This window comes from Sphingopyxis sp. FD7 (assembly GCF_003609835.1).
Lineage (GTDB): Bacteria > Pseudomonadota > Alphaproteobacteria > Sphingomonadales > Sphingomonadaceae > Sphingopyxis.
The window spans coordinates 1,024,339-1,049,855 of the sequence record NZ_AP017898.1 but is presented as its reverse complement, the minus strand read 5'-3'; the positions used below and the strand labels follow the sequence as shown (position 1 = coordinate 1,049,855).

Below are 25,517 nucleotides of genomic sequence, written 5' to 3'. Positions count from 1 at the left end.
TTGTTACCCGCTGATGCCGAGTGCGAGGAGCAGCAGCATGAACCAGATCACGGTGAACAGGCTGAAAAAGAGCAGCAGGTTGGCGCGCACAAAGGCGCCGAAGCGCGACGAGCGATAGGCGCCGCGCAGCTGGCGATACATGTGGAAGGGCACATAGAGCATCGCGAGAAAGGTCGCGACCTCGCCAAAGATCGTCAGGTTCAAAAGCCGCACGACGACGAACAGCAGCAGCATGAACGAGATCGAATAAGTGACGAAAACGAAATGATCATAGGCATGAAAGCGTCGGCTGAACGGAAAGAGCAGCCACATGAAGGGAAGCGACAGCGGGATCAGTGCCCAGGCGAACTTATAGGCATTTGCCTGAAGCTTGTAGAGCACCAGCGCGGGGTTCGCGAACGCCTTTTTGAGGCCATTGTCGATGAAGGGAACGCCGGTATCGATCTTGTTTCGCGAAATGAAATCGGCGCTCGTCGCCACCTGATCGCGCGGATCGTCCAGCACCGGGGGGCCGGCGGCGCGATCGGCCGCGCGCTCGCTCCGGCTGCGCGCGCGCGCCACGCCAAGATAGGTGGCGCTTTGCTGGAGGACATCACGTTCGGCTTCGAGCGCGCGGCGCCGCTCTTCGGCAAGGTCCGCTCTCGCCAGTTCGCCGTCGATGCGGTCGACTTCCATCTGGATGCTGTCCTTGACCGCGGTGGTGCGCGTCTGCTCGTCGGCTGCCTTGCTGAGCGCAGTGCCGAACTCACCCCCGCTGCCGATCATCGCAAGTATGGCATAGGTCAGGAACACCGCGAACAGGAACAGGGCGAGCGGTGAGATGAAACGTACGCGCTCGCCATGGATATAGCGGCGCGTCAGATCGCCCGGCCGCCACGCGAGCAACGGAAGCGTGTTCCATATCTTGCCCTCGAAATGGAAGATGGCGTGGACCAGGTCGTGCCCGATCGCGCCGAAGCTGCGGTGGACGTCGGCGCGCTGTCCGCAATGGTGGCAATGCGACCCGGCGAGGCTGGTGCCGCAATTGAGGCAGCGCGGCGGCGCTTGACCATGCGCTGCGCCGCCATGCGCCGACTCGACCGCACGCGCCGCGAGCCCCGCGGTCACCGCCGCCCCGATACCTTCGATATCCCCGCTCATGCGCCTCTGACTAGAGGCGCAAACCGCACCGCGCAACGGGACTTTCGGCAAGTCGGGGAAACATGATAGAGGCAGGCGCCATGACCACGGAAACGCTCACCGCCCCCTCCCCGCTGCCCGGCGATGCCGCCGCGCTGATCGCCGATATGGGCGCGCGCGCGCGCGCCGCCGCGAAACGGCTCGCGCAGACGCCGACCGCCGAAAAGGCGGCAGCGCTGAAAGCCGCGGCAGGCGCGATCCGCGCGCAGTCGGCGGCGATATTGGCGGCCAATGCCGAGGATATGGCTGCGGGGCGGACGAACGGCCTGTCGGGCGCGATGCTCGACCGGCTCCGCCTCGACGAGGGGCGCCTGACGGGAATCGCCGATGCGATCGAGGCGGTTGCGGCGCTGCCCGACCCCGTCGGGCGCGAGATCGACCGCACGACGCGCCCCAACGGATTGGAACTGAGCCGCGTGCGCGTGCCCCTGGGTGTCGTCGGCATCGTCTATGAAAGCCGCCCCAATGTCACCGCCGACGCCGCGGCGCTCGGGCTGATGTCGGGCAATGCCGTGATCCTGCGCGGCGGCAGCGAGGCGGCGCAGTCGAACCGCGCGATCCACGCGGCCTTCACGGCGGGACTCGTCGAGGCGGGCCTGCCCGCCGATGCCGTGCAGCTGGTCCCGACACAGGACCGCGCCGCCGTCGGCGCGATGCTGCGCGCGCAGGGGCTGATCGACATCATCATTCCGCGCGGCGGCAAGGGGCTGGTCGCGCGCGTGCAGGACGAAGCGCGCGTGCCCGTGCTCGCGCACCTCGACGGGATCAACCATCTCTATATCGACGGCGCCGCCGATCCGGCAAAAGCCATAGAATTGGCGGTCAACGCCAAGATGCGCCGCACCGGCATCTGCGGTGCTACCGAGACGATCCTGATCGACCGCGCCTATGGCGCACCCCTCGCGATCGTCGATGCGCTGGTCCAGGCGGGCTGCGAAGTGCGCGGTGACAAGGATGTCGCGGCGCTCAGCCCGCACGTCGATGCGGCATCGGCGGGCGACTGGGACACCGAATATCTCGACGCCATCGTCTCGATCGCCATGGTCGACGGCCTCGACGGCGCGCTCGCGCACATCGACGCGCATTCGAGCCGCCACACCGATGCCATCGTCACCGAGGATGCCGCGACCGCCGAGCGCTTCCTGGCCGGCGTCGACAGCGCGATCGTCATGCACAACGCCTCGACCCAATTCGCCGACGGCGGCGAATTCGGCCTCGGCGCCGAAATCGGCATCGCGACGGGGCGATTGCACGCACGCGGGCCGGTGGCGCTCGAAGGGCTGACGACGTATAAATGGCTGGTGCGCGGGAGCGGGCAGGTGCGTCCTTGAATCATTTGTATACAAGTGATATAAATGGCGCATGGAGCCTACGACACCGATCACGACACGGCTCGACGCCGCAACTCTGGAAACGCTCGACAGACTGGCGGACCGCTATGATCGCTCGCGCTCGTGGCTCGTTGCGCAGGCGGTTCGACAGTTTGTCGAACGCGAAGCCGAGATGCTCGCAATCATCGAGGAAGGCGAGCGGTCGGCACGCGAGGAGCCGCTGATCTCGCATGAAGAGATGAAAATGCTGATCGCGGCGAAGCGCGCCGAACTCCGTTCAAAGCGCGATAAAGCGGCGGCGTGATCAATGTCCAATGGTCGCAGGCAGCGACCGAAGACCTGCTGAACCATGCCGACGGCCTCTATCTGGTCGATTTCGACCTCGCGGATGCGTTGCTGACCGAAGCCGAACGAGCGAGCGACTTCCTGGCGCTTACGCCACGCGCCGGCTCGCTCGTCGATGCACATGGGCTGCGAATATGGCGTTTGGGCCAGCTTCCGTTTGCCCTGCTGTATGATGTGAATGCAGAACGGCTCCTCGTCCTTCGCGTGGTCCATCTGCGCAGCGACTGGCAAACCCTTCTGTGATCCCCACCGGCCTCCTCGGCGGCAGTTTCAATCCTGCGCATGGCGGGCATCGCGCGATCAGCCTGAACGCGATCGACGTGCTGGGCCTCGATGAGCTATGGTGGCTCGTCTCGCCGGGCAATCCCTTGAAGCCCGGGGCGGGCATGGCTCCCCTGCCCGCCCGCCTCGCTTCGGCGCGGCGCATGGCGCGGCGTTCGCCGATCCGCGCCACCGCGATCGAGGCCGAACTAGGCACCCGCTATACGGTCGATACGCTGAAAAAGCTGATCCGCCGCTATCCGAATCGGCGCTTCATCTGGATCATGGGGGCCGACAATCTGGTCCAGCTGCCCCGCTGGCGCGACTGGCGGGACATTGCGCGACTGATGCCGATTGCGGTTGTCGCGCGTCCGGGCTATAATGGCCGCGCCCATGCAAGACGTGCGATGGGATGGCTGCGGCGTTTTGTCCGGCCCGCAGACCAGAAGAAGCATTGGACAGACTGGAGACCGCCCGCCCTCGTGTTCCTGCGATTTTCGCCCGATGTGCGATCCGCGACTGCGATACGGCAGGCCAACCCCCGCTGGTTCGAACGCTATGAAGGCCGCGCGCAGCGCGACCCGGTCACGCGCTCGCGCCTTGTGGAATCGACCAAGAAAGGACGCATTTGATCGCCGCCACCCAGGGGGCCGCGCCGGACGCCGCCCCTGCCAACGACAGCGTGGACGCGCTCCACGCGCTGATCCTCCACCAGCTGGACGAGGATCAGGCCCAGGAAACCATTTCCATCCCGCTTGCCGGCAAGAGCAGCATCGCCGACCATATGGTGATCGCGAGCGGCCGTTCGACGCGCCACGTCTCGGCGATCGCCGAGAAGCTGGCGCAGCGGATCAAGCAGGAAGCGGGCCGCAGCGTCCGCGTCGAAGGGCTGCCCAACGCCGATTGGGTGCTGCTCGACGCCGGCGACGTCATCGTCCACCTGTTCCGCCCCGAGGTGCGCAGCTTCTACAACCTCGAACGCATGTGGTCGTTCGGCGACGCACCGCCGGTCGCGGCCGCGAATTGACGCCTTGGCCTGGCGCGGGCTAGTTGCCGCCGTAGCGACGGGCGCGGCGGAAAGGTGAGTGCTTTTTTGTTTCACACAAAGGCACAAAGGCACGAAGAGAAAGGCGGAAGATCGCCAAACCCCTCTGTCAACTCGCGCGAAGCGCCTTTGATAACGCGCCTGCGGCGGCCGGGGACGGCTATGGCCCAACACAACATCTTCGTGCCTTTGTGCCTTTGTGCGAAACAAAATAACGCCAACGCTTCGTCACCCCTTGTCGCGTCGTCGGCAACCTCCGGCCCGACCCGCAGATCATAGGCGGGCCGGACATATGCTTTTGCACATCATCGCGCGCGGGCGCATCGGGCGCTCCCCGGAGGCCGAACTGGTCGAACGCTATATGAAGCGCGTGACCTGGGCGCAGAAGATTTCCGAACTTCCCGACACGGGCGGGCGGATGCCTCCCGCCGCCGACAATAGCCGCACGATCCTGTTCGACGAGGGTGGGGAGCAGATGTCGTCGATCGAATTCGCCCGATTGCTCGAGCAATGGCGCGACGGCGGCGTGCGCGAAGCGCGCTTCTGCCTTGGCGCCGCCGACGGCTTCACGCCCCAGGAGCGCGAGGGCGCCGACAAGGTCATCGCCTTTGGCCGCGCGACCTGGCCGCACCTTCTGGCGCGCGCGATGCTCGCCGAACAATTGTGGCGCGCCACCAGCATCGTCGCCGGGCACCCCTATCACCGCGAGGGGCGCCGGTGAGGCGCGCGCTCGCGGCGCTCGGCATAGCCGTCGCGGTCGCGGGCGGCACCTTCGCGCTCGCGCAGAGCGACCTCTTCGACCCGCAGGCGATCGCCGCGCGCGAACGGATGCAGCTCGTCGACGCCCGGCAGCAGTCGGCGGCGGCGATGGCGCGCAGCGCCGCGCTCGAAAAACAGGCCGCCGCGGCGAGCAACGAGGCCGACCGGCTGAAGAAACGCAGCGCTGCGCTCGCCGCACGCATCCAGTCGGCCGAAGCCGACATCAGCGCGGGCGAGGCGCGCGTCGCGCTCGTGACCCGCCGCCTGTCGGCGCAGCGCGCGCGGCTCGCCGAACAGCAGCAGCCGTTGCTCGAACTCGCCGCCTCGCTTCAGCAACTCAGCCGTCAGCCGCCGGTCAGTGTGCTCGCGCAGCCGGGATCGCTTCGCGACATGGTTCATGCGCGCGCCGTGATCGACGCCGCGATGCCGGTGATCGCGCGGCGCACCGCCGGAGTCCGCCGCGAACTGTCCTTGCTCGACGCCGCCCGGCGGCAGCAGGCGATCGCGCTGGACGCACTCGCGGAAAGCAAGGCGCAGCTCGCCGCGCGCCGCGCCGCACTGACGCGGCTCGAAAACGAAGGACGGCTGCGCTCGCGTGAGCTGATGAGCAGCGCGCGGATCGAGGCGGACCGCGCGCTGGGGCTGGGTGAAAAGGCGCGCGATATTGTCGAGCTGATGGACGCGCTCGAAGCCGACGGGCTTGTGCGCGCCGAACTGGGACAGCTCGCGGGGCCGCTGCCGCGCCCGCGCAACCCCGCCGCCGGACCGGTGGGCCTTGTCCCCCCGCCCACCGCACGCGAGATCGGCATTACCGGCAGCGCCTACCGCCTTCCCGTCGTCGGACGCATCGTCACCGGGCTGGGCGAGGTGAACGAAAGCGGGGTGCGGTCGCGCGGCGTCACGATCGCGGCGCGGCCGGGCGGACAGGTCGTCGCTCCCGCCCCCGGCCGCGTCAGCTTTGCCGGCGATTATCGCGGCTATGGCAAGATCGTCATCATCGACCATGGCGGCGGCTGGATCTCGCTGCTCGCCGGGATGATCGCGCTGTCGGTGGGAGTCGGCGATATGGTGGAGGCGGGCGCACCCGTCGGCCGCGCGGGATCGGACGACAGCCGCATCACCGTCGAACTGCGCCGTGCGGGCCGCCCGGTCGATATCGTTGCGATGATCGGCTAGACCCTGTTTCCGCATCCCCGAGCGAAGACGAGGGGCTATGCCGAGCGAAGCCGAGGCAGCGAAGCCGCAGGTTCTCGCCTCGCTCGAACGAGGCCTTGGTCTTCGCTCGGGGTGCGGAGTGGAGATTCGCATACGCCCATAGCTTCCCGCGCCGCTCAGGGATGCCCCGCTTGACCCGCACAGATTTGCATAGGATGATGACACTCCGGGGTTTACAAGGCGGGATGGCTCTCGCCCGAGTGAAAGATTGATATGACCGACTCGACCAAAACCACCGCTTCGCCGCGCCGTCGCTTCGCGCTGTGGCAGGGCGCCGCCGCGCTTTCGACGCTGGCGCTGGTTCCGCTCGCGACCGGCGCGATGGCGAGCGTCGATTCGAAGACGCAGGAAGAAATCGCGCGCTTCATGGACGTCTATCTGGAAGTGAAGTCCAACTATGTCGAACCCGTCGAGGATTCCAAGCTGATCGAGGGCGCGATCAACGGGATGCTTGCCAGCCTCGATCCGCATTCGGGCTATCTCGACGCGCGCGGTTTCTCGAACCTGCGTACGCAGACCGACGGCGAATATGGCGGGCTGGGCCTGTCGGTGACGATGGAGGATGGCGTGGTCAAGGTGATCGCGCCGACCGCCGACACGCCCGCCGCCCGCGCCGGGATCAAGGCGGGCGATTATATCACCCATATCAACGACGAGCTGATCTTCGGCATGACGCTCGACGAGGCGGTCGAACAGATGCGCGGGCGGCCGGGCACGCCGATCGACATCACCATCGTGCGCGAGGGTCAGGACAAACCGATCGAGATGACGCTGACGCGCGAGATCATCGACCTGAAGCCCGTCAAATGGGAAGTCAGGGGCGACGTCGGCGTGCTCACCGTCACCAGCTTTTCGGCCGACGCGACCACCGACCTCAAGGCCGCGATGATGGCGGTCGAAAAATCGCTGGGCAAGAAACCGCGCGGCTGGATCCTCGATCTCCGCTCGAACCCCGGCGGACTGCTCGACGAGGCGGTGGGGATCAGCGACCTGTTCCTCGAACGCGGCGAGATCGTGTCGCAGCGCGGCCGCCGCAAGGGCGACATCGAACGCTATTTCGCCGAACCGGGCGATCTCGCGGACGGTGCGCCGGTCATCGTGCTGATCGACGCGGGTTCGGCTTCGGCCTCCGAAATCGTCGCGGGGGCGCTGCAGGACCAGCATCGCGCGGTCGTCATGGGCGAGCGCAGCTTTGGCAAGGGATCGGTGCAGACGGTGCTCCCGCTCAGCGACACCACGGCGCTTCGCCTGACCACCGCGCGCTACTATACGCCGTCGGGCCGCAGCGTGCAGGAAGGCGGGATCGATCCCGACATCAAGGTGCCGCAGCTCAGCGACCCCGATTATGCGTCGCGCCCGAAGTTCCGCGAAAGCGACCTGCGCCGTCACCTCATCAACGAGAAAAAGGTCGACAATGGCCTCATCGAAAAGGATGAAAAGGCCGACCCGCGCTTCACCGCGACCGCGGAAGAGCTGAAAGCCAAGGGGATCGAGGATTTCCAGCTTCACTATGCGTTGCAGACGATCGGGCGGATCGGCCCCGGAACGCCGCGCATGGCGGCGGCGGGCAAGCCCGCGGCAAAGCCGACGCGCCGCAACTGACACTATGTTTCTTCCCGTCTGACACTATGTTTCTTCCCGTCATCCCGGCGCAGGCCGGGATCTCGCCGCTATGTGCTGACGCACCGGTGAGATCCCGGCGTGCGCCGGGATGACGGTTTGACTTCAAGGTTGACCTTATGAAATCGCGCCTTGCCGCCCCCCTCGTCGCATTCCTGGCGCCGCTGCTTCTCTATGGCGGCGCGCTCGTGTCGCAATATGGTTTTGGCCTCCACCCGTGTGAGATGTGCTATTGGCAGCGCTGGCCGCACCAGGCGGCGATCGTGCTGGCGCTGCTCGCGCTGCTGCTCCGCCGAAACGATAAGGCGATGCGGGCGCTCACCCTGCTCGCTGCCGCCGCCATCGCCGTCAGCGGCGCGATCGGGGTGTTCCATGCCGGGGTGGAATATGGCTTCTGGGAAGGCATTACCACCTGCGCGACGGGCAGCGGTGGGCCGGTGACGCTCGAATCGATCATGGACGCGCCGCTCGTCCGCTGCGACGCGGTGCAATGGTCGCTGTTCGGCATCTCGCTCGCGGGGTTCAACGCGATCTTCTCGTTCGGCGCCGCCGCGCTCGTCTTGACGTTGCTGCGCCGGGGGAGCACATCGGCGGCATGACGAACGAACGCACCGCATCGATGATCCGCGTCGACCAGGCGGGCGAGTTTGGCGCGACGCGAATCTATGCCGGGCAACTCGCCGTAATGGGCGACCGGCATCCGATGGCGCGCGAAATCGCCCTTATGGCCGAACAGGAAGAGCGCCACCGCAAGTTTTTCGACGCGATGATCGCGCGGCGCGGCGTGCGTCCGACCGCGCTCCAGCCCTTCTGGAACGTCGCGGGCTTTGCGCTGGGAGCGGCCACCGCCGCGATGGGGCCGCGCGCCGCCATGGCCTGCACCGCGGCGATCGAGACCGAGATCGACCGGCATTACCGGCACCAGCTGGACGAACTGGGCGACAGCGACCCCGAACTCAGCGCCGCGGTCGCGGATTTCCGGGCCGAAGAGCTTGAGCACCGCGACGCCGCGCTCAGGGCCGGGGCAGAAAAAGCGCCCGGCTATCCGCTGCTCAGCCTCGCGATCCGCGCCGGGTGCCGCGCAGCCATCGCGCTGTCGAAACGTATCTGATAGACTGCCGGGCAAGCGACGCCCATCGGAATAGCGCCAGGCCGCAGGGCATCTCGACTTCGCTCGATGCGAACGGATATGGGATGTTCATGGCTGATGCAGAAAATCTGTGGCATTCGACTGATGTAACAAAGGAAGATCCGATGACCCGCCTCCCCCTCTTTGCGCTGATCCTCGCGGGAAGCGCCGCCGTGCCCGCCGTGGCCCAGGAAACCCCGGCGGACGCCGAAAAGATCAACCAGGTCATCGTGTATGGCGACGACAAATGCGAAGCGTCGAGCGCCGACGAGATCGTCGTGTGCAACCGCCTGCCCGAAAGCGAGCGCTATCGCGTGCCGCCGATGCTGCGCGGCAACCCGCTCGATCCGCGCAACGAAGCCTGGGCCAACAAGGTGGTCGCGCTCGAACGTGTCGGGCGCTTCGGAACCGACAGTTGCTCGCCGACCGGCCTTGGCGGTTTCACGGGCTGCACCCAGGCGCTGGTGGCGGGCGCGCGCGCAGAGCGGCGCGCCGCCGACAAGACCGACTGGCAGGCGATGATCGCCGATGAACGCGCCAAGCGCCTCGCCGGCATCGACGCCGCCGCCGCCGAAGTCGAAGCCGCGGTCGTCGCCGAGGAACGCGCGCTGGCGGAGCGGCAAAAGGCCGCCGAGGAACTGGAGCGACAGGCGAATGGCGAAGCGCCCGCGCCGACCTCGCCCGACGAAGCCGACGCGGGCGAACTGCCGGTGCCGCCGCAGCAGTAGCGCACCGCCGCCACCTTCGCTTCCCGCTGCCCAGAAGCGCCCGCGCGCCCGTCGGCCGGCCTCATCGGTTCGTCTTGCCGCGATCCCGTTGCGATTCCGCGCCGAACAGAGGAAAAAATTAACGAATCGCTGCCAACCTGTCTTGACTTGGGAATTATTGGGGCAAAACGTGGCGTTTCTGGGAATCGCCGGCCGGGGAGGCTGAAACATGGCATCGACGTTCGGACCGCGCCTCTGGCGCCGCTCCACTGCAAGCGTTCCACCCGCGCGGAGCCTTGGTCGTCGGATGACCTGGCACGCCGCCGCCGCCCTCCTCGCTTTCGCCGCGATCCAGATCTGGCTCGTCACCAGCGCGGTCGCCGCCGGGGCGCCGCCGACCTATATCATCGTCGCGCTGGTCATGTTGCTTGCGCTCGCGCTTCCCGTCGCACGCGCGACCGAGCGTCGCTGGTATCACCTCAGCCGCCAGGCGCTTGCCAGCTGGGGGCTCCATGCGCGTTTCCGCCGCGATGTTCGCCGCCTGTGGATCGCTGCGCTGACGCTTCCCTTCCTGTGGATCAGCGGCGCGATGGCCGCGACGGATGCGATCGCGGCGATCATCAAATAGGGCCCGAAACATTGCCGTCGCTCCCGCGCAGGCGGGGGCCGCCAACGCTTCTGCGCCGCGACGCCGGACAAACCCTCCAGTGGCATCCGCCTTTGGGGGGCGACGAAATCACTTAGATTTTGACCCTCGCCCGCGCGCCGTATAGGGCGCGGCGATGCTTTCCGTTTCCGAAGCTCTCGATCGCGCGCAGATGCTGTGCGACGCCGCCGTCAAGGCGGGCGCCGACGCCGCCGACGCGCTTTATTATTGCAACGCCGCGACGTCGGTGACGATGCGCCTCGGCGCGCTCGAGGATGTCGAGCGGTCGGAGGGGCAGGATATTTCGCTGCGCGTCTTCGTCGGGCAGCGCAGCGCGAGCGTTTCCACCGCCGATATGGACGCGGGCGAGCTTGGCAAGCTGGTCGAACGCTGCGTCGCCATGGCGCGCGAAGCGCCCGAAGATCGCTATGCGGGCCTCGCGCCGCAGGAACTGCTGTTCAGGGGTAGGGTGCCCGACCTCGACCTCGACGACGGAAGCGAGGCCGACCCCGCGGCGCTGCGCGAAGCCGCACTGGCCGTCGAGGATGCCGCACGCGCGGTCGCGGGCGTGACCAACAGCGAAGGCGGCAGCGCGAGCCACAGCCGTACGCGCTTTGCACTCGCAACCAGCCACGGCTTTGCCGGCGGCTACGGTTCGAGCGGCCACAGCCTGTCGGCCAGCGTCATCGCGGGCGAAGGCGCGGCGATGCAGCGCGACTATGCCTGGCACAGCGCGCACCATCTCTCCGACCTTGAAAGCACAGCGGAAATTGGCGCGCGCGCGGGCAGGCGCGCGGTCGCGCGGCTGGGCCCGGGCAGGGCGCCGAATGGCAAGCTGCCCGTCTTTTTCGACCCGCGCGTCAGTGGCGGCATCATAGGCCATTTGCTCGCCGCGATCGCGGGCCCCGCGATCGCGCGCGGGACGAGCTTCCTGCTCGGCAAGGAAGATGACATGTTGCTCGACAGCAGCATCGTCGTGCGCGACGAACCGCACCGCCCGCGCGGCCTGCGCAGCCGCGCCTTCGATGGCGAAGGCCTGCCGACCGCGGCGCGCGATATTGTGGCAGACGGACGAATCACCGGCTGGCTGCTCGACAGCGCCTCGGCGCGCCAGCTCGGCCTGACGCCGACCGGCCATGCGAGCCGCGGCGGCGGCGCATCGGGCGTCGCGGCGAGCAACCTTCACCTTGCCGCGGGAACGCAAAGCCCCGCCGAACTGATGGCCGACGTCGCCGACGGCATCTATGTCACCGAACTGATCGGGCATGGCGTCAACCCGGTGACGGGCGATTACAGCCGCGGCGCGTCGGGCTTTATGATCCGCGGCGGCACGATTGCCGAGCCGATCGCCGAGTTCACGGTCGCGGGCAATCTGATCGACATGTTCGCCGCGCTGATCCCCGCCGACGACCTCCGTTTTCGCCATGCCACCAATGCGCCGACGCTGCGCATCGACGGCATGACCGTCGCGTCGAGCTGAGGCGGCCATGCCCGGCCGCAATCTCGAAGCGGTGATCGCCGCGACGCGCGAGGTCGGCGACATGGCGATGGCGCGCTGGCGCGGCGAAGGGCGGCCGGTCGATGTCTGGCACAAGTCACACGACAATCCGGTCAGCGACGTCGACCTGGCGGTCGATGCGCGGCTGAAGGCGGTGCTCGGCGCGATGGTGCCCGAGGCGGGCTGGCTTTCGGAGGAAACCGCCGACAATGAAGACCGGCTGGCGCGCCGCGCGATGTGGTGCGTCGATCCGATCGACGGCACGCGCGATTTCATCCGCGGACGCCCCGGATGGTGCGTGTCGGTCGCGCTGATCGTCGACGGCCTGCCCGAACTCGGCGTCCTCTATGCCCCCGCGCTCGACGAATTGTGGGTCGCGCAAAAGGGCAAGGGCGCGACGCTCAACGGCGACACGCTGCGTGCCAGCCGCCGGATGATCTTCGACGGCGCGCGCGTTCCCGCCGACAGCCTGCCCAAGATCGACCGCGACCTCATCATGGTGACCAAGCCGAACAGCATCGCGCTGCGCATGGCGCTGGTCGCCGACGACCGCGCCGACCTGGTCGCGACGCTGCGCTGGGGCTTTGAATGGGACGTCGCCGCCGCCGCGCTGATCGCCAGCGAAGCAGGCGCCACGGTGAGCGACGCCTTTGGCGAGCCGCTTATTTTCAACACCCCGCGCGCGCAGGCCTTTGGCGTCATCGCCTGTGCGCCGGGCATTCACCGGGCGGTCGTTTCGCGCCTGCACGATCGCGCGGTGGCGTTGACGTCGCCTTGAGGCGACTCCGGCAGGATGGGCCGCCGTTCGACGCAATTGACGCACCTCCCCCGAAAGGGGAGGAACCGGATCACGAGGCCTTCCGCAACCAGGTCGTCAGCCGATCCATCGAGGATCGCCTTGCCAGAAGCTCAGGGTCGGGGCGCTATGGCTCGAACGCCGTGATAATCGGGCACGGCCCGGCTTCGCTCGCCGCGCATTGGTCGGCAAGGCGCGCCAGCGCGGCGCGGGTTTGGGTCATCTGTGCGATCTTTGCGTCGAGCGCCGCGATGCGCTGACGCGCGAGCGTGCGGACGCGGGCGCGGTCGTCGCTCTGGTCGAGCGACAGCAACTCGGATATTTCGTCGAGCGTAAAGCCCGCTGTCTGGGCCGCACGAATGAATCTGAGGCGCCTGAGGTCGTCGGCGCCATAACGGCGGATACCGCCGCCCCACCCGACGCCTCCGCTCCGAGCAGGGGTGCCCATCAGCCCGCGGCGCTGATAATATCGCACGGTTTCGACGCCCACGCCGCCCGCGGTCGCGAGTTTCCCTATCGTCATCTGCATCGCTTGACTCCGTACCATAGTACGGATGCTATACGGGAATCATGACAAAACAGGCAATTCTTCATCGCATGGTCATGCCTGGGCACATCTGCCCCTATGGCCTGAAAGCCAAATATCTTCTCGAACGCCGCGGCTACAGGGTCGACGACCGCTGGCTGACGACGCGCGAGGAGACCGATGCGTTCAAGGCGGCGCATGGCGTCCAGACGACGCCGCAAACCTTCATCGACGGGGAACGGATCGGTGGTTATGACGATTTGCGCCGCCATTTCGGGCTGAAGGTCGCCGATCCCGACGCCACCAGCTACACCCCCGTCATCGCGCTGTTCGCGATGACGGCGCTGATGGCGCTGGCGGCGAGTTTTGCCGCCTATGGCAATGCCTTCACCCTGCGCACGGCCGAGTGGTTCATATCGTTCAGCATGATCGTGCTCGCGCTGCTGAAATTGCAGGATGTGGACAAGTTCGCGACGATGTTCCTGAACTACGACCTGCTCGCGCGCCGCTGGGTTCCCTATGCGAGCCTCTATCCGTTCGCCGAGGGACTTGCGGGCGTGCTGATGACCGCGCACGCGCTGCCCTGGCTGTCGATCCCGCTGGCGCTGTTCATCGGCGGCATCGGCGCGGTGTCGGTGTTCAAGGCGGTCTATATCGACAAGCGCGACATCAAATGCGCGTGCGTCGGCGGCAGCAGCAAGGTGCCGCTGGGGTTCGTATCGCTGACCGAAAATCTGATGATGATCGCGATGGCGCTGTGGATGGCGCGCATGTGGGTGTGAGGACGTCGCCGAACTGTCATTGATGAAACGCAGGGCTCGGCTATCGAGGGGCATCGATTCGTCCGACGGAGCCCAAGCCATGTACAACCGCCGCCATTTCCTTGCCGGAGCAACGCTCGCCGGGCTGGCCGCGCCGGCGATCGTCCGCGCGCAGGGGCTGCTCCGCGATTTCCCCTTCCAGCTCGGCGTCGCGGCGGGCGACCCGGCGAGCGACGGCTTCGTCATCTGGACGCGCCTCGCCCCCGAGCCGATGGAGCGCCACGGCGGGATGCCGCTGACCAATGTGCCGGTCGAATGGGAGGTCGCGCGCGACGGCGGCTTTCGCGAGGTGGTGGCAAAGGGCACCGCGCTCGCGCGGCCCGAGCTGGCGCACAGCGTCCATGTCGAGCTTACCGGATTGCAGCCCGACCGTCCCTATTATTACCGCTTCACCGCTGCGGGCGAGCGCAGCCTGCGCGGGCGCGCGCGCACGCTCCCCGCGCCCGGCGCAAAGGTCGATGCGATGAAGTTCGGCGTCGCGGGGTGCCAGCATTTCGAGTCGGGCTTTTACGGCGCCTATCGCCACATGGCGCGCGAGGAGCTGGCCTTCGTCTATCATTATGGCGATTTCATCTATGAATATCGCCAGGATTATCTGTTCGACGACGGCCTGCCGATCCGTCCCGTGCGCCAATATGCGCAGCGCGCGCTGTTCGACCTTACCGATTTCCGCAATGCCTATGCCCAGACCTTGCTCGACATCGACCAGCAGGCGGTGCGCGCGGTCCACGCGCATCTGTCGAGCTTTGACGATCACGAGATCCGCAACAATTGGGTGTCCGACCACGACAATTGGAAGATGGGGCTGGACAAGGACGATCCCGACGCCGTGTCGCCCGAGGTGTTCATGCTGAAGAAACAGGCGGCGATGCAGGCGTGGTACGAACATATGCCCGTGCGCCGGTCGCTGCTGCCGCGCGGCGGCATGGTCGCGGCACACCGCGAGTTCCGCTATGGCGACCTGATGGCGATGCAGCTGCTCGACACGCGGCAGTATCGCGACGACCAGCCGTGCGGCGACGGCTTCAAGCCTGCCTGCCCCGACGTGTTCGCGAAAGACCGGCAGGTGCTGGGCAAGGCGCAGGAGGAGTGGCTGGCGCGCAACCTGGCGCGCGGCGGCGCGACGTGGAATGCGCTGGCGCAGCAGGTGACGATGATGTCGCTCGACCGGCGGCGGCGGCCGGAGGAAACCGAGAAGATACTGAACCTCGACAGCTGGGCAGGCTATGAAGCGGCGCGGACGCGGATGCTGTCGCGCTTTGCGGGGCTCGACAACAATATCGTGCTGACCGGCGACGAGCATCAGAATTTCTGCGGCGATCTGGTTCTCGAGGACAAGGTCGTCGGCGCCGAGTTTGTCGCGACGTCGATCTCCAGTGGCGGCGACGGCAGCGACAAGCGCGCGGGCACCGACGAATGGCTGGCGCGCAACCCCGAACTCAAATTCGCCAACGACCAGCGCGGTTACCTCGTCTGCGAAGTCGGGCGCGAAGCGTGGCAGACGCATTTCATGGTCGTCGACAAGGTGACGACGCCGGTGAACACGCTTTCGAAACGCACGACGGGCGTTGTCGAACGCGGCGTGGCGGGCGTGAAGATGGCCTAGCGCAGCACGGCCATCGCGCGGATCGTCGGCTCGGGGGCGTTGACGATCTGAAGCAGGTAGCGGCCGGGCGCCACCCGATATTCGACGATCTTGGTTATGCCCGAACAGGCCGGGCCGTGACGGTGCGCGGCCGGTTTGACCGGCCTCCCGTCCTGCACCAGGTCGATCCACGCGCCCTGATCGAGCGCGACGAGCAGGCGGCCGGGCTTTTTCACCGCGACCGGGACCATACCGCCATATTTGAACGAATTGGGCCGCTGCGCAGGCGCGGCCCAATAGCGCAGACTTTCAAAGCGATGCAGCGCGAGCCCCGTCCGCGCGGCGCCGAGCGGCGGCCAGTCGGCGGCGCGCGCATCGCCATAGGCGTAGATGGTCTTGTTCGACGCACTTCGCGCCCAGCCCGAAAACTCCGGCGGCAGCACCGGCACGGTCGCGCAATCGGCGGCAGGCTCCTTGGCCGGCGCCGTGGGCGCGATCCCGGCCGCGAGGGCCAGCGCGAGTGCGGCAGCAAGACGATCAACCCCCATGTCATTTCCTCCCGAACAGCCGTTCGACGTCGCCCATCGCCAGCTTCACCCACGTCGGGCGCCCGTGGTTGCACTGGCCCGAATGCGGCGTGACTTCCATCTGGCGAAGCAACGCATTCATTTCGGCGACATTCAAGGTCCGTCCAGCCCGCACCGACCCGTGGCACGCCATCGTCGCGGCGACGAGTTCGAGCCTTTCACTGAGGCCAAGCGCGGCGTCATAGCCCGCGAGATCGTCGGCGATGTCGGTGATGAGCTTGTGGCAGTCGATCGCGCCCAGCATCGCCGGGGTCGCGCGCACCATCACCGCGGCGGGACCGAAGCGTTCGAGTTCGACGCCGAGCGCGGCGAGCGCCGACGCCGCGGCCTCCAGCCGGTCGCACGCCGGTTCGTCGAGTTCGACGACTTCGGGGATCAGCAGGCCCTGCGACGGCACCGCCTGCCCCATCATGCCGCGCTTCAGCGTTTCGAGCACAAGGCGTTCGTGCGCGGCGTGCTGGTCGACGATGACGAGCCCGTCCTCGGCCTCGGCGACGATATAGGTCTTGGCGATCTGGCCGCGCGCGATGCCGAGCGGGTGCGCGTCGGCGGCGGGCGGCGGCGTCACCGCGACCTCGGCGCGTCCGGCAAGCGGCGCGGGCGCGGCGAAGGGCATCAGCCGGTCATAGACGCGCGCGACGTCGGCGGCGGGCAGCGACACTTCGGCGGCGAAAGGATGCGCCGCAATTTCGGCGCGCCGGTCGAAGAGAAAGCCCGTCGTCGGCGGCGGCGCGACGGGTTCCTGCTGCCATGCGCCAAGCGCCGCCTCGGCGGGGCGTTGGACACTGCGAAAGCCATGCTCGTCGAGCGCACGACGCAGCCCGCCAACGATCATCCCGCGAATGAGCTGCGGGTCGCGAAAGCGCACCTCGGTCTTGGCGGGATGGACGTTCACATCGACCTCGCTGGTCGGCACGTCGAGGAACAGCGCAACGACCGGGTGGCGGTCGCGCGCGAGCAGGTCGGCATAGGCGCCGCGCAGCGCACCGACGAGCAGCCGGTCCTTCACCGGGCGGCCGTTGACGAACAGATATTGATGGTCGGCGATGCCGCGATTGTAGGTCGGCAGGCTGATGACGCCGCCCAGATGCACGTCGCCGCGCGTCAGATCGACGCCGATGCTGTTCGCTGCAAGGTCGCGGCTGGTGAGCGCGGCGACGCGCGCGACGCGGTCCTGTCCGCCCTGCACGTCGAGCACGCGCCGCCCGTCATGCTCGAGCGTGAAGCCCACATCCGGGCGCGCCATCGCAAGCCGCCGCACGACGTCGAGGCAGGCGGCATATTCGCTGCGCGCGCTGCGCAGGAACTTGCGCCGCGCGGGGATGCGCGCGAACAGATCCTCGACCATCACGCGCGTGCCCTGGCCCAGCGCCGCGGGCCCTTCGCCAGCCAGCGCGCCATTGTCGACGACCCGGCGCCAGCCGTCGCCCCCCGGCGTCCGGCTTTCGAGCGTCAGCCGGGCGACGCTGGCGATCGAGGGCAAAGCCTCGCCGCGGAACCCCAGCGTCGTCACCGCCTCGATCGCGTCATCGGGCAGCTTCGACGTGGCATGGCGCTCAAGCGCGAGCGCCATGTCGGCGGCGGTCATGCCGCAGCCGTCATCCTCGACCTCCAGCCGCGCGATGCCCCCCTCGGCGATTCGCACCGATATGCGAGTCGCGCCCGCGTCGATGGCATTTTCGACCAGTTCCTTGAGCGCAGCGGCGGGTCTTTCGACCACTTCACCGGCCGCGATCCGATTTACGAGCGTTTCGGGCAGGCGGCGTATTGACATGGGGCCTGTCCTAGCGCAGTCGGACGCAAATCGCGACCCACCCGCACAGCCCTGATCATTTTATCCAGCCAGCCCTTCGGACGAGCCGGAATCTCTCCCTGATTGGTCCTGTTGCCGGACGGCGAGCGGATGAGAATGCGGCAGGGGCACGGGGTCGTTTGCGTTCCCGTCGGTCCGATGACAGGAAGCAATATAGATGTCTTTCTTTTCCCGGTTTCTGAAGTTCAATTCGCAAGACATGGCCATCGACCTCGGCACCGCGAATACGGTCGTCTATGTGCGCGGCAAGGGCATCGTGCTCAACGAACCGTCGGTCGTCGCGGTCGAGACGCTGAACGGGATCAAGCGGGTCAAGGCGGTCGGCGACGACGCCAAGCTGATGATGGGCAAGACCCCCGACAGCATCGAGGCGATCCGCCCGCTGCGCGACGGCGTCATCGCCGACATTGACGTCGCCGAACAGATGATCAAGCATTTCATCACCAAGGTGCATGGCGGCAAACCCAATGCCTTCCGCAGCCCCGAAATCGTGATCTGCGTGCCCTCGGGCTCCACGAGCGTCGAGCGCCGCGCGATCCGCGATGCGGCGTCGAATGCCGGCGCGAGCGAAGTCTATCTGATCGAGGAACCGATGGCCGCCGCGATCGGCGCCGACATGCCGGTAACCGAACCGATCGGGTCGATGGTCGTCGATATCGGCGGCGGCACCACCGAAGTCGCGGTGCTTTCGCTTCGCGGTCTCGCCTACACCACCTCGGTCCGCGCGGGCGGCGACAAAATGGACGAAGCGATCGTTTCCTATGTCCGCCGCCACCATAATCTACTGATCGGCGAATCGACCGCCGAGCGGATCAAGAAGGATTTCGGCATCGCGCGCATCCCGGCCGACGGCACCGGAATGACGATCCACATCAAGGGCCGCGACCTCGTCAACGGCGTGCCCAAGGAAATCTCGATCAACCAGGCACAGATTGCCGAGGCGCTGTCCGAACCGATCGGCACGATCGTTGAGGGCGTGCGCATCGCACTCGAAAATACCGCGCCCGAACTTGCCGCCGACATCGTCGACCAGGGCATCGTCTTGACCGGCGGCGGCGCGCTGATCGCCGAACTCGATGAGTTGCTGCGCGATGCGACCGGACTGCCGGTGACCGTCGCCGACGATCCGCTGACCTGCGTTGCGATCGGCACCGGTCGCGCAATGGAAGACCCCGCTTTCCGCGGCGTGCTCCAGCAAGCCTGATCGAGGGTCTCTGAACCATGGTCCGCCCGGCACATCGGCGTCCGGGGCAATCCCGAAAGGCCCAGTACAGCCTGTTCGTCGCCTATGTCATCGCGGTGACCGGCGCGGTGGCCGGGCTGTTGCTTGCCATATTGTCGATCGCGGATCCCGTCGGCTTCGCCCAGCTTCGCATCGCAAGCCAGGAGCTGACGGCACCGATCGCGCGCGGAACGCGCTCGGTCATCGGCTCGATCTCGGGGATTGACGATACGGTGGGCGCCTATGTCGCTGCGGGATCGCAGAATCGACGGCTGCGCAAGGAGCTGGCCGACACGCGGCGCCAGCTGGTCGCGACCAGCTCGCTCCAGGAAGAGAATCGCCAGCTCAAGGCGCTGCTGAGGCTCCAGGAAACCGACAAGACCGCGCTCGCCAACGGCTACCTGCTTACCTCGACCTCAACCAGCAGCAAGCGCATCGCGCTGCTCAGCATCGGGCGCAATCTGGGCGTCGCGGCGGGCCAGCCGGTGCGCGGCGCCGACGGGCTGATCGGCCGCGTGCTGACCGCCGGGCCGTCGGTGTCGCAGGTGCTGCTGCTCACCGATGTCGACAATATCGTTCCCGTGCGCCGCGCACGCGACGGGCTGCCCGCGCTGGCGAGCGGCCGCGGCAACGGCGACCTCGACGTGCGCACGCTCAATATCGCGAATAACCCGTTCAAGCCCGGCGACATATTGGTCACATCGGGCACCGGCGGGCTTTATCCGCCGAACATCCCGGTCGCGATCGTCGTGCGGCGACAGGACGACGGCGCGCTCGCACGCCCGCTCGCCGACCCCGGCAAGGTCGACGCCGTCGCGGTGTTGCGGCCCTATACGCCCGACAATATCGAGGCGGCGGGTCGGCCGGGGCCGGCCACACCCTCCGCCCCCGCCCCCGCACCGTGAACCGCAAGGGGCCGCGCCTTGGCGAACCCGCCTCGCTGTGGCGGATGCGGATCGTGCCGATCGCGAGCGTGATGCTCGCCTCGGCATTGCCACTGATGCTGCCGCTCATCGCCAGTTCGCCGGTGCTGCCGCCGCTCGGCCTGCTCTTTTTCCTCTGCTGGCAATTGCTGCGCGCCGAAATGTGGCCGGTGTGGATCGGCCTGCCGCTCGGCCTGTGGGACGATCTGTTCAGCGGGGCGCCGATCGGCACCGCGGTCGGACTGTGGACGCTCGCGAGCATCGCCATCGCTTATTCGTCGCAGCGTATTTACTGGCGCGGCTTCTTTCACGACTGGTTGATTGCCGCGCTGCTGATCACGGCGATCCAGTCGCTCGCCGCGCTCATCACCCACCCCGATGCCGACGCCGTGCGTGTGCTCGGCCTCGTCGTGCCACAGATCGTGATCTCGGTGCTGCTGGTACCGCTGGTCATGCGCCTGACCGGCAAGTTTGACAATTTCCGCCTGAAACGCCGATAAAACCGCGCAGATGTTCAACAAGAAGCAGCCGCCGATCACCGAAGCGTGGAGGGGTCTCACCTTCACCCGCCGCGCGCTCGTCGTCGGCGGGGCGCAGGCCGCTGTGGGCGTCGCGCTGGCGGCGCGCATGACCTATATTTCGGTGATCGACAATGACCGCTATGTGCTCGAATCCGAAAGCAACCGCGTCAACCTGACGCTCATCCCGCCGCGCCGCGGATGGATCGTCGACCGCAACGGCAAGGCGCTGGCGAACAATCGCGTCAGCCTGCGCATCGACATCATTCCCGACCGTCTGCACAACCGCGAGATGGTGCTCGGCCGACTCCGGACGCTGCTGCGGCTCGACGGCGACACGATGGAGCGGATCAACCGCGACCTCAAGGCCGCGTCGGGGTTTCAGCCGGTCGCGATCAAGGAGGATATGACCGAGGCCGAATATAGCTCGATCCTCGTCCGACTGCCCGAACTGCCGGGCGTCGCGCCACAGCGCGGCTTTGCGCGCAACTATCCGACCGGCGCGGCGGTCGGCCACCTGATCGGCTATGTCGGCGCGCCCAATGCCGAGGAATATGAAAAGGCGAAAGATCCGCTCTACATCACGCCGGGCTACAAGATCGGCAAGGACGGGCTGGAGAAATATTTTCAGGAGATGCTGAAGGGCAAGCCCGGCGCGCGGCGCGTCGAAGTGACCGCGCGCGGCAAGGTGGTGCGCGACCTCGACACTCAGCCCGACGTGCAGGGCAAGACCGTCCACCTGACGATCGACGCCGACCTGCAGGAATATGTCGCGCGGCGCATGGGACGCGAATCGGGCGCGGCGGTGGTGATCGACTGCCGCAACGGCGACATATTGGCGTTCGTGTCGATGCCAAGCTTCGATCCCAACAGCTTTTCCGACGGGATCAGCAATTCCGAATATGCGTGGCTGCGCGCCGACGATCATCAGCCGCTCATCAACAAGGCGACGCGCGGGCTCTATCCGCCCGGTTCGACGCTGAAGCCGATGGCGGCGATCGCGGCGATCGAGCATGGCGTCGACCCCGGCGAGCGCCACACCTGCATCGGCGGCTACCGGCTTGGCAGCCGATTCTTCCGCTGCCTTGGCACGCACGGCAGCATCGACATGCCGACCGCGATCGAGAAAAGCTGCAACAGCTATTTCTACTGGCTCGCGCATCGTCTCGGCTATGACGCGATGGCGCCAACCGCGCGGCTGCTGGGACTGGGCGAGGAGTTCCAGCTGGCGGGCAGCAACCAGCGCTATGGCACCATCCCCGACAGCGCGTGGAAACTGCGCAAATATGACCAGCAATGGACCGCCTCGGACTCGCTGAACGCGGTGATCGGTCAGGGTTATGTCAGCGTCAATCCGCTCCAGCTCGCGGTGATGACGGCGCGCATCGCGTCGGGACGCCGCCTGTATCCGCGGCTGGTCAATCGGCAGTTCACCAACGAACCCCTCCCCTTCTCCGCCGAAGCGCTCGCGGTGGCGCGCGCCGGCATGGACCGCGTCGTCAACGGAGCGGGGACCGCGGTGCGCAGCCGCCTGCCGCTCGACGGCATCACCATGGCGGGCAAGACCGGCACCGCGCAGGTGCGCGGACTGGCGTCGGGATCGCGCGGGCAGAGCGGCGCGTGGAAATATCGCGATCATGGCCTGTTCGTCGGCTTCGCGCCCGTCGACAATCCGCGCTATGCCACCGGCATCGTCATCGAGCATGGCATGGGCGGCAGCCGCGCCGCCGCGCCGGTGGCGCGCGATTTCATGACCTTTCTCTTCGACCGCGAAAAAGGGATGGAGGCGCTGGAGACGCTTGAGGCCGGCTGGGGCGGCACGATCGCCGAGCGCATGGAGCGCGACTATGCGGCGTGGAAAATGGGTGCGTCGAGCGATCCCGATCCGGGGGTGCCGGAATGATTCCGGTACCGCCAGCCATCCAGCGCATCCCGTGGAAGCTGATCGCGATTCTGTGCGGCATCACGGGGTTCGGCCTGCTCGTCCTCTATTCGGCAGCGGGCGGCAACTGGTCGCCCTGGGCGTGGCAACAGGGGGTAAGATTCCTGGTCTTTCTGGGCGGCGCGCTCGTCCTTGGTCGCCTCCCCTTGCGAATTTTCGAGGATTTTTCCTATCTTGCCTATATCGGCGTACTCATCCTGCTCTTCGCGGTCGAACTGCTGGGCTTCGTCGGCGGGGGCAGCCAGCGATGGCTCAACCTCGGTTTCATGAACCTTCAGCCGTCGGAGCTGATGAAGGTCACGATCGTCGTGGCGCTTGCGCGCTTCTATGCGCAGCTACCGCCCGCAAGCACGCGCAGCGTTACGGCGCTGTGGCCGGCGCTGGTAATGATCGGCCTGCCCGCCGCGCTGGTGATGCTGCAACCCGACCTCGGCACCGCGCTGTCGATCTGCATCGGCGGAGTGATCGTGATGTTCGTCGCCGGCCTGCCGCTCTGGTGGTTCGGGAGCACGGCGATCGCAGGCATTGCGGCGTTGCCCATACTCTTTTCCTTCCTCCACGATTATCAGCAGCGGCGTGTGCTCATCTTCCTCGACCCCGAAAGCGACCCGCTCGGCGCCGGCTATCACATCAGCCAGTCGAAGATCGCGATCGGGTCGGGCGGTATCGGCGGCAAGGGCTTCCTCAATGGCTCGCAAAGTCACCTCGACTACCTTCCCGAAGGCCACACCGACTTCATCTTTGCGACGATGGCCGAGGAATGGGGGCTGATCGGCGGCCTTGCGCTCTTGTTCGGCTTTTTCCTGCTGCTCCGCTGGTCGACGCGCGTGGCGCTGAAAGCACGGACGCGCTTCGGCCAGCTCACTGCGGCGGGGCTCACCATGACGATCTTTTTCTACATCGCGATCAACCTGATGATGGTGATGGGCCTCGCTCCCGTCGTCGGCATCCCGCTGCCGCTCTTTTCCTATGGCGGGTCGTCGATGCTCACGATCATGACGTGCGTGGGCATCATTCTCGCGATCGAGAACGACAGCAAGACGGGCGCCCGCCGCTTTCACTAAAAAAATCGTCGAAGCCCATTGCCAAGGATGCACCGCCATGATAGCGGGCCGCTCTCTTCACGACGCAGGTGGATTTCCGCCGCATCGTGAAAGCCGAAATCCGGCAGATGGACGCATAGCTCAGTTGGTAGAGCAGCTGACTCTTAATCAGCGGGTCCTAGGTTCGAGCCCTAGTGCGTCCACCACTTTCTCCTTATAAAGCATATGCTTACAGCGCGACAGCAGAGACCTGCCGCGTGGCGGAATTGCGCTAGGTAGCTCTCTAGGTAGCAGGCTCCTTGAAACTGATTTTGTGAGCGAAAGCTGCAAAATGGCCGTTCCGCGGGTTGCTTTGCGGCCCAGCTCAAGCTCACTTTCCAAGGCTGGCACGAATCGGCACTCTCAAAGTCGTCAGCCCTGCGACTTATATTTGAGTTCGGCGGTCCCATCTCAGCGGCAGAGGTGACCAAATGCCAATTCCGGATGCGATGATCATTATCTGCCCGTCCTGCTCGATGGCAAGGCGCAGCTCGATGGATGAGCTAGCCGAGAGCACGCTGCAGGCGGACAAGGTTCTGGTGTTCTGACGCCGGGTGATAGCAATCCTGCGGGGCTTACTATGGCCGCGAAGGAGCACGGCAATTCGCTCGGTGACGCCTCCAGGCGCTGGCGCTGCAGCCTCCTCGGCCAGATCACAGATCGCCGTGAAGCGGGCTGGCTTGGGCGAAGGACGACTGCAGGCGCGGCCTTCATCGCGATCAAGGCGAAAACGCCCCCGCTCCAAACGTAACACAACTCGCGGAAGCATCTTGCCCCGCTCTCATTCGATTTGCCCGGATGTGCTCCGGGTTTCGCGGGAGCGGAGATTAAGACGCTCGCTTTTAATGCGACGACTAATGCTGTGCGTATACGCTGGTGCGCGCGGCCCCGAAGGCAATGACGTTATACCGTTGCGCGCGAACACCCGGCACCTCCATGCCCGGCGATCCGATGGGCATTCCCGCAACTGCAAGCCCACGAACACCTTTCGGGCGGCTCGCCAGTACCCGGCGCATGTCCGCAATAGGAACGTGTCCCTCGAAGGCGATCCCGTCCACGATCGCGGTGTGGCATGACACCAGGTTTGCGGGAAGACCCACCTGCCGCTGGAACGCGGTACGGTTCGCGTCATCGACGATTCGCACATTTCTGCCGAAGGCCTGCCGAACCCGCGCAGCCCATTGTTCGCAGCAGCCACACCCCGGATCGCGATGCATCAGGATGTCGCCTGCCGCTAGCGCGGGGGTCGAAAACAGCGCCAGTGCCAAAACGAGCTTTCGCATATGTGATCTCCTTATCCGCGGGTGGCCGCTGAACCGCTCCGGTGTAAACTAAGGTCCAGTCCGCATTTGCCAGTACTCACATGGCAATACGCGGAGGGTAGCGGACCACCCTCCGCGCACCATTGCTTACTTGTGATCCATGCCGCTCATGTCGTGACCAGCATGCTCACCAGCCTGCTCGCCATGCTCCTTGCAGCAGGCCATCTGGCCGTGCTCGTCCTTCTTGCAGCAACAGCACGGCTTTTCTGGCGTCGGTGCAGGCTCGGCTGCAAACGCGGCAGTAGAAAGCGAGAGCGCGAGGGCGCCCAGCAGATACTTGGATTTCATGTGTATTCTCCAGATAAGATTGAAACGGATCGGGAAACCGGCTGGCGCGGGGGCGGTGTCGGTGGCTCGGGCGTCAATCCGGACAGGCTTTGGGGCGCCCGGATCTCCGGGCCGATCCAATCCCATCGTATGGCATTCAGATTGGTGCCGATGGCAGGCGCAGCAAAGAGGCACGCATGACAGACCCGCGCCACGTCCGGTGCGCCATGATGATGTGAGCGGTCGCCGCTTCCCGGCATGTCGCCGCATTCCATGTTAGCGGTCTGCATCGAAGCCGCTGCCGGGGCGGCGCAAAGCGGTCCTGCGCCGAACGCCAATGCTAGCGCAACAATGAAAGCGACGACCGATTTCATAGGA

The 25,517-nt window shown here is 66.5% G+C and carries 28 protein-coding genes and 1 tRNA gene; 22 read left to right on the top strand and 7 right to left on the bottom strand.

The window, feature by feature from the left end; all coding sequences use genetic code 11:
• Nucleotides 1-3: 3 nt before the first annotated feature.
• Nucleotides 4-1,140 carry a DUF3667 domain-containing protein gene (locus SPYCA_RS04915; RefSeq protein ID WP_120219172.1) on the bottom strand — a complete coding sequence of 379 codons (1,137 nt, stop codon included), beginning with the start codon at nt 1,138-1,140 and terminating at the stop codon, nt 4-6.
• 80 nt (nt 1,141-1,220) lie between these two features.
• Here SPYCA_RS04915 and SPYCA_RS04910 point away from each other — a divergent pair, with 80 nt between their 5' ends.
• The 14 genes from SPYCA_RS04910 to SPYCA_RS04845 all read left to right on the top strand — a co-directional run bounded on the left by SPYCA_RS04910 (nt 1,221) and on the right by SPYCA_RS04845 (nt 12,513).
• A complete protein-coding gene (locus SPYCA_RS04910) occupies nt 1,221-2,510 on the top strand; it encodes a glutamate-5-semialdehyde dehydrogenase (protein WP_120219171.1) in 1,290 nt (429 codons plus the stop codon).
• Nucleotides 2,511-2,541: 31 nt separating this feature from the next.
• Entirely contained in the window at nt 2,542-2,814 is a 273-nt protein-coding gene (locus SPYCA_RS04905; protein WP_120219170.1) for a CopG family ribbon-helix-helix protein, read from the top strand.
• On the top strand, nt 2,811-3,098 hold the full coding sequence (locus SPYCA_RS04900) for a type II toxin-antitoxin system RelE/ParE family toxin (protein ID WP_120219169.1): 288 nt from the start codon (nt 2,811-2,813) through the stop codon (nt 3,096-3,098). Before SPYCA_RS04905 ends, SPYCA_RS04900 begins: the two co-directional genes overlap by 4 nt.
• On the top strand, nt 3,095-3,748 hold the full coding sequence (locus SPYCA_RS04895; protein ID WP_120219168.1) for a nicotinate-nucleotide adenylyltransferase: 654 nt from the start codon (nt 3,095-3,097) through the stop codon (nt 3,746-3,748). Before SPYCA_RS04900 ends, SPYCA_RS04895 begins: the two co-directional genes overlap by 4 nt.
• Entirely contained in the window at nt 3,745-4,143 is a 399-nt protein-coding gene (gene rsfS / locus SPYCA_RS04890; RefSeq protein ID WP_120219167.1) for a ribosome silencing factor, read from the top strand. The genes SPYCA_RS04895 and rsfS overlap by 4 nt, the downstream gene beginning before the upstream one ends.
• A gap of 310 nt (nt 4,144-4,453) precedes the next feature.
• The gene (locus tag SPYCA_RS04885; RefSeq protein ID WP_120219166.1) at nt 4,454-4,882 is read left to right on the top strand and encodes a 23S rRNA (pseudouridine(1915)-N(3))-methyltransferase RlmH; all 429 of its coding nucleotides are present in this window, start codon (nt 4,454-4,456) and stop codon (nt 4,880-4,882) included.
• Nucleotides 4,879-6,096, top strand: coding sequence for a murein hydrolase activator EnvC family protein (locus SPYCA_RS04880; protein WP_120219165.1), 1,218 nt, complete (start codon nt 4,879-4,881; stop codon nt 6,094-6,096). The genes SPYCA_RS04885 and SPYCA_RS04880 overlap by 4 nt, the downstream gene beginning before the upstream one ends.
• Before the next feature lie 252 nt (nt 6,097-6,348).
• Nucleotides 6,349-7,737, top strand: coding sequence for a S41 family peptidase (locus tag SPYCA_RS04875; protein ID WP_120219164.1), 1,389 nt, complete (start codon nt 6,349-6,351; stop codon nt 7,735-7,737).
• A gap of 137 nt (nt 7,738-7,874) precedes the next feature.
• A complete protein-coding gene (locus SPYCA_RS04870) occupies nt 7,875-8,354 on the top strand; it encodes a disulfide bond formation protein B (RefSeq protein ID WP_120219163.1) in 480 nt (159 codons plus the stop codon).
• Nucleotides 8,351-8,866 carry a demethoxyubiquinone hydroxylase family protein gene (locus SPYCA_RS04865; RefSeq protein ID WP_120219162.1) on the top strand — a complete coding sequence of 172 codons (516 nt, stop codon included), beginning with the start codon at nt 8,351-8,353 and terminating at the stop codon, nt 8,864-8,866. Before SPYCA_RS04870 ends, SPYCA_RS04865 begins: the two co-directional genes overlap by 4 nt.
• Nucleotides 8,867-9,009: 143 nt before the next feature.
• Nucleotides 9,010-9,612, top strand: a complete 603-nt coding sequence (locus tag SPYCA_RS04860) for a hypothetical protein (protein WP_120219161.1) — start codon at nt 9,010-9,012, stop codon at nt 9,610-9,612.
• A 286-nt stretch (nt 9,613-9,898) separates the two neighbouring features.
• Nucleotides 9,899-10,219: a hypothetical protein gene (locus SPYCA_RS04855; RefSeq protein ID WP_232003529.1), complete on the top strand. Its 321-nt coding sequence runs from the start codon at nt 9,899-9,901 to the stop codon at nt 10,217-10,219.
• Nucleotides 10,220-10,373: 154 nt separating this feature from the next.
• The gene (locus SPYCA_RS04850; RefSeq protein WP_120219159.1) at nt 10,374-11,717 is read left to right on the top strand and encodes a TldD/PmbA family protein; all 1,344 of its coding nucleotides are present in this window, start codon (nt 10,374-10,376) and stop codon (nt 11,715-11,717) included.
• Between the two features lie 7 nt (nt 11,718-11,724).
• Nucleotides 11,725-12,513: an inositol monophosphatase family protein gene (locus SPYCA_RS04845; RefSeq protein ID WP_120219158.1), complete on the top strand. Its 789-nt coding sequence runs from the start codon at nt 11,725-11,727 to the stop codon at nt 12,511-12,513.
• A gap of 145 nt (nt 12,514-12,658) precedes the next feature.
• Here SPYCA_RS04845 and SPYCA_RS04840 read toward each other — a convergent pair whose 3' ends face one another.
• Nucleotides 12,659-13,060 carry a MerR family transcriptional regulator gene (locus SPYCA_RS04840; RefSeq protein ID WP_120219157.1) on the bottom strand — a complete coding sequence of 134 codons (402 nt, stop codon included), beginning with the start codon at nt 13,058-13,060 and terminating at the stop codon, nt 12,659-12,661.
• A 41-nt stretch (nt 13,061-13,101) separates the two neighbouring features.
• On the opposite strand from SPYCA_RS04840, the gene SPYCA_RS04835 reads away from it, so the two are divergent.
• Both SPYCA_RS04835 and SPYCA_RS04830 read left to right on the top strand, forming a co-directional pair.
• Nucleotides 13,102-13,839 carry a glutaredoxin family protein gene (locus SPYCA_RS04835; RefSeq protein WP_120219156.1) on the top strand — a complete coding sequence of 246 codons (738 nt, stop codon included), beginning with the start codon at nt 13,102-13,104 and terminating at the stop codon, nt 13,837-13,839.
• A 79-nt stretch (nt 13,840-13,918) separates the two neighbouring features.
• Nucleotides 13,919-15,484, top strand: coding sequence for an alkaline phosphatase D family protein (locus SPYCA_RS04830; RefSeq protein WP_120219155.1), 1,566 nt, complete (start codon nt 13,919-13,921; stop codon nt 15,482-15,484).
• Here the strand turns inward: SPYCA_RS04830 and SPYCA_RS04825 are convergent.
• Both SPYCA_RS04825 and mutL read right to left on the bottom strand, forming a co-directional pair.
• A complete protein-coding gene (locus SPYCA_RS04825; RefSeq protein ID WP_120219154.1) occupies nt 15,481-16,011 on the bottom strand; it encodes a hypothetical protein in 531 nt (176 codons plus the stop codon). The genes SPYCA_RS04830 and SPYCA_RS04825 overlap by 4 nt on opposite strands.
• Nucleotide 16,012: 1 nt before the next feature.
• Nucleotides 16,013-17,824: a DNA mismatch repair endonuclease MutL gene (gene mutL, locus SPYCA_RS04820; RefSeq protein WP_120219153.1), complete on the bottom strand. Its 1,812-nt coding sequence runs from the start codon at nt 17,822-17,824 to the stop codon at nt 16,013-16,015.
• Between the two features lie 196 nt (nt 17,825-18,020).
• Here mutL and SPYCA_RS04815 point away from each other — a divergent pair, with 196 nt between their 5' ends.
• The 6 genes from SPYCA_RS04815 to SPYCA_RS04790 all read left to right on the top strand — a co-directional run bounded on the left by SPYCA_RS04815 (nt 18,021) and on the right by SPYCA_RS04790 (nt 23,717).
• A complete protein-coding gene (locus SPYCA_RS04815; RefSeq protein WP_120219152.1) occupies nt 18,021-19,067 on the top strand; it encodes a rod shape-determining protein in 1,047 nt (348 codons plus the stop codon).
• Between the two features lie 17 nt (nt 19,068-19,084).
• Nucleotides 19,085-19,990 carry a rod shape-determining protein MreC gene (gene mreC / locus SPYCA_RS04810; protein WP_120219151.1) on the top strand — a complete coding sequence of 302 codons (906 nt, stop codon included), beginning with the start codon at nt 19,085-19,087 and terminating at the stop codon, nt 19,988-19,990.
• Nucleotides 19,987-20,508, top strand: a complete 522-nt coding sequence (locus tag SPYCA_RS04805) for a rod shape-determining protein MreD (protein WP_120219150.1) — start codon at nt 19,987-19,989, stop codon at nt 20,506-20,508. Before mreC ends, SPYCA_RS04805 begins: the two co-directional genes overlap by 4 nt.
• 10 nt (nt 20,509-20,518) lie before the next feature.
• Nucleotides 20,519-22,429 carry a penicillin-binding protein 2 gene (gene mrdA / locus SPYCA_RS04800; RefSeq protein WP_120219149.1) on the top strand — a complete coding sequence of 637 codons (1,911 nt, stop codon included), beginning with the start codon at nt 20,519-20,521 and terminating at the stop codon, nt 22,427-22,429.
• Complete coding sequence (rodA, locus tag SPYCA_RS04795; RefSeq protein WP_120219148.1) at nt 22,426-23,532, top strand: rod shape-determining protein RodA; 1,107 nt, start codon at nt 22,426-22,428, stop codon at nt 23,530-23,532. The genes mrdA and rodA overlap by 4 nt, the downstream gene beginning before the upstream one ends.
• Nucleotides 23,533-23,641: 109 nt before the next feature.
• A tRNA-Lys gene (locus tag SPYCA_RS04790) sits at nt 23,642-23,717 on the top strand.
• A 687-nt stretch (nt 23,718-24,404) separates the two neighbouring features.
• Here SPYCA_RS04790 and SPYCA_RS04785 read toward each other — a convergent pair.
• From SPYCA_RS04785 to SPYCA_RS18975, 3 genes are all read right to left on the bottom strand, one after another.
• Nucleotides 24,405-24,833, bottom strand: a complete 429-nt coding sequence (locus SPYCA_RS04785; RefSeq protein ID WP_066556631.1) for a DUF411 domain-containing protein — start codon at nt 24,831-24,833, stop codon at nt 24,405-24,407.
• A gap of 126 nt (nt 24,834-24,959) precedes the next feature.
• Nucleotides 24,960-25,160, bottom strand: a complete 201-nt coding sequence (locus SPYCA_RS04780; RefSeq protein ID WP_041550295.1) for a hypothetical protein — start codon at nt 25,158-25,160, stop codon at nt 24,960-24,962.
• Complete coding sequence (locus SPYCA_RS18975) at nt 25,157-25,513, bottom strand: hypothetical protein (RefSeq protein WP_143004953.1); 357 nt, start codon at nt 25,511-25,513, stop codon at nt 25,157-25,159. The genes SPYCA_RS04780 and SPYCA_RS18975 overlap by 4 nt, the downstream gene beginning before the upstream one ends.
• Between the last annotated feature and the right edge of the window lie 4 nt (nt 25,514-25,517).

Bases quoted from the DNA above. Each gene is read 5' to 3' on its own strand.
- SPYCA_RS04885 (WP_120219166.1), top strand. From the start codon at position 4,454: ATGCTTTTGCACATCATCGCGCGCGGGCGCATCGGGCGCTCCCCGGAG.
- SPYCA_RS04815 (WP_120219152.1), top strand. From the start codon at position 18,021: ATGTCTTTCTTTTCCCGGTTTCTGAAGTTCAATTCGCAAGACATGGCC.
- SPYCA_RS04785 (WP_066556631.1), bottom strand. From the start codon at position 24,833: ATGCGAAAGCTCGTTTTGGCACTGGCGCTGTTTTCGACCCCCGCGCTA.
- SPYCA_RS04845 (WP_120219158.1), top strand. From the start codon at position 11,725: ATGCCCGGCCGCAATCTCGAAGCGGTGATCGCCGCGACGCGCGAGGTC.
- SPYCA_RS04855 (WP_232003529.1), top strand. From the start codon at position 9,899: ATGACCTGGCACGCCGCCGCCGCCCTCCTCGCTTTCGCCGCGATCCAG.
- mutL (WP_120219153.1), bottom strand. From the start codon at position 17,824: ATGTCAATACGCCGCCTGCCCGAAACGCTCGTAAATCGGATCGCGGCC.
- SPYCA_RS04865 (WP_120219162.1), top strand. From the start codon at position 8,351: ATGACGAACGAACGCACCGCATCGATGATCCGCGTCGACCAGGCGGGC.
- SPYCA_RS04830 (WP_120219155.1), top strand. From the start codon at position 13,919: ATGTACAACCGCCGCCATTTCCTTGCCGGAGCAACGCTCGCCGGGCTG.
- SPYCA_RS04915 (WP_120219172.1), bottom strand. From the start codon at position 1,140: ATGAGCGGGGATATCGAAGGTATCGGGGCGGCGGTGACCGCGGGGCTC.
- mrdA (WP_120219149.1), top strand. From the start codon at position 20,519: ATGTTCAACAAGAAGCAGCCGCCGATCACCGAAGCGTGGAGGGGTCTC.
- mreC (WP_120219151.1), top strand. From the start codon at position 19,085: ATGGTCCGCCCGGCACATCGGCGTCCGGGGCAATCCCGAAAGGCCCAG.
- SPYCA_RS04840 (WP_120219157.1), bottom strand. From the start codon at position 13,060: ATGCAGATGACGATAGGGAAACTCGCGACCGCGGGCGGCGTGGGCGTC.
- SPYCA_RS18975 (WP_143004953.1), bottom strand. From the start codon at position 25,513: ATGAAATCGGTCGTCGCTTTCATTGTTGCGCTAGCATTGGCGTTCGGC.
- SPYCA_RS04825 (WP_120219154.1), bottom strand. From the start codon at position 16,011: ATGGGGGTTGATCGTCTTGCTGCCGCACTCGCGCTGGCCCTCGCGGCC.
- SPYCA_RS04870 (WP_120219163.1), top strand. From the start codon at position 7,875: ATGAAATCGCGCCTTGCCGCCCCCCTCGTCGCATTCCTGGCGCCGCTG.
- SPYCA_RS04905 (WP_120219170.1), top strand. From the start codon at position 2,542: ATGGAGCCTACGACACCGATCACGACACGGCTCGACGCCGCAACTCTG.
- rodA (WP_120219148.1), top strand. From the start codon at position 22,426: ATGATTCCGGTACCGCCAGCCATCCAGCGCATCCCGTGGAAGCTGATC.
- SPYCA_RS04860 (WP_120219161.1), top strand. From the start codon at position 9,010: ATGACCCGCCTCCCCCTCTTTGCGCTGATCCTCGCGGGAAGCGCCGCC.
- SPYCA_RS04875 (WP_120219164.1), top strand. From the start codon at position 6,349: ATGACCGACTCGACCAAAACCACCGCTTCGCCGCGCCGTCGCTTCGCG.
- SPYCA_RS04910 (WP_120219171.1), top strand. From the start codon at position 1,221: ATGACCACGGAAACGCTCACCGCCCCCTCCCCGCTGCCCGGCGATGCC.
- SPYCA_RS04780 (WP_041550295.1), bottom strand. From the start codon at position 25,160: ATGAAATCCAAGTATCTGCTGGGCGCCCTCGCGCTCTCGCTTTCTACT.
- SPYCA_RS04850 (WP_120219159.1), top strand. From the start codon at position 10,374: ATGCTTTCCGTTTCCGAAGCTCTCGATCGCGCGCAGATGCTGTGCGAC.
- SPYCA_RS04835 (WP_120219156.1), top strand. From the start codon at position 13,102: ATGACAAAACAGGCAATTCTTCATCGCATGGTCATGCCTGGGCACATC.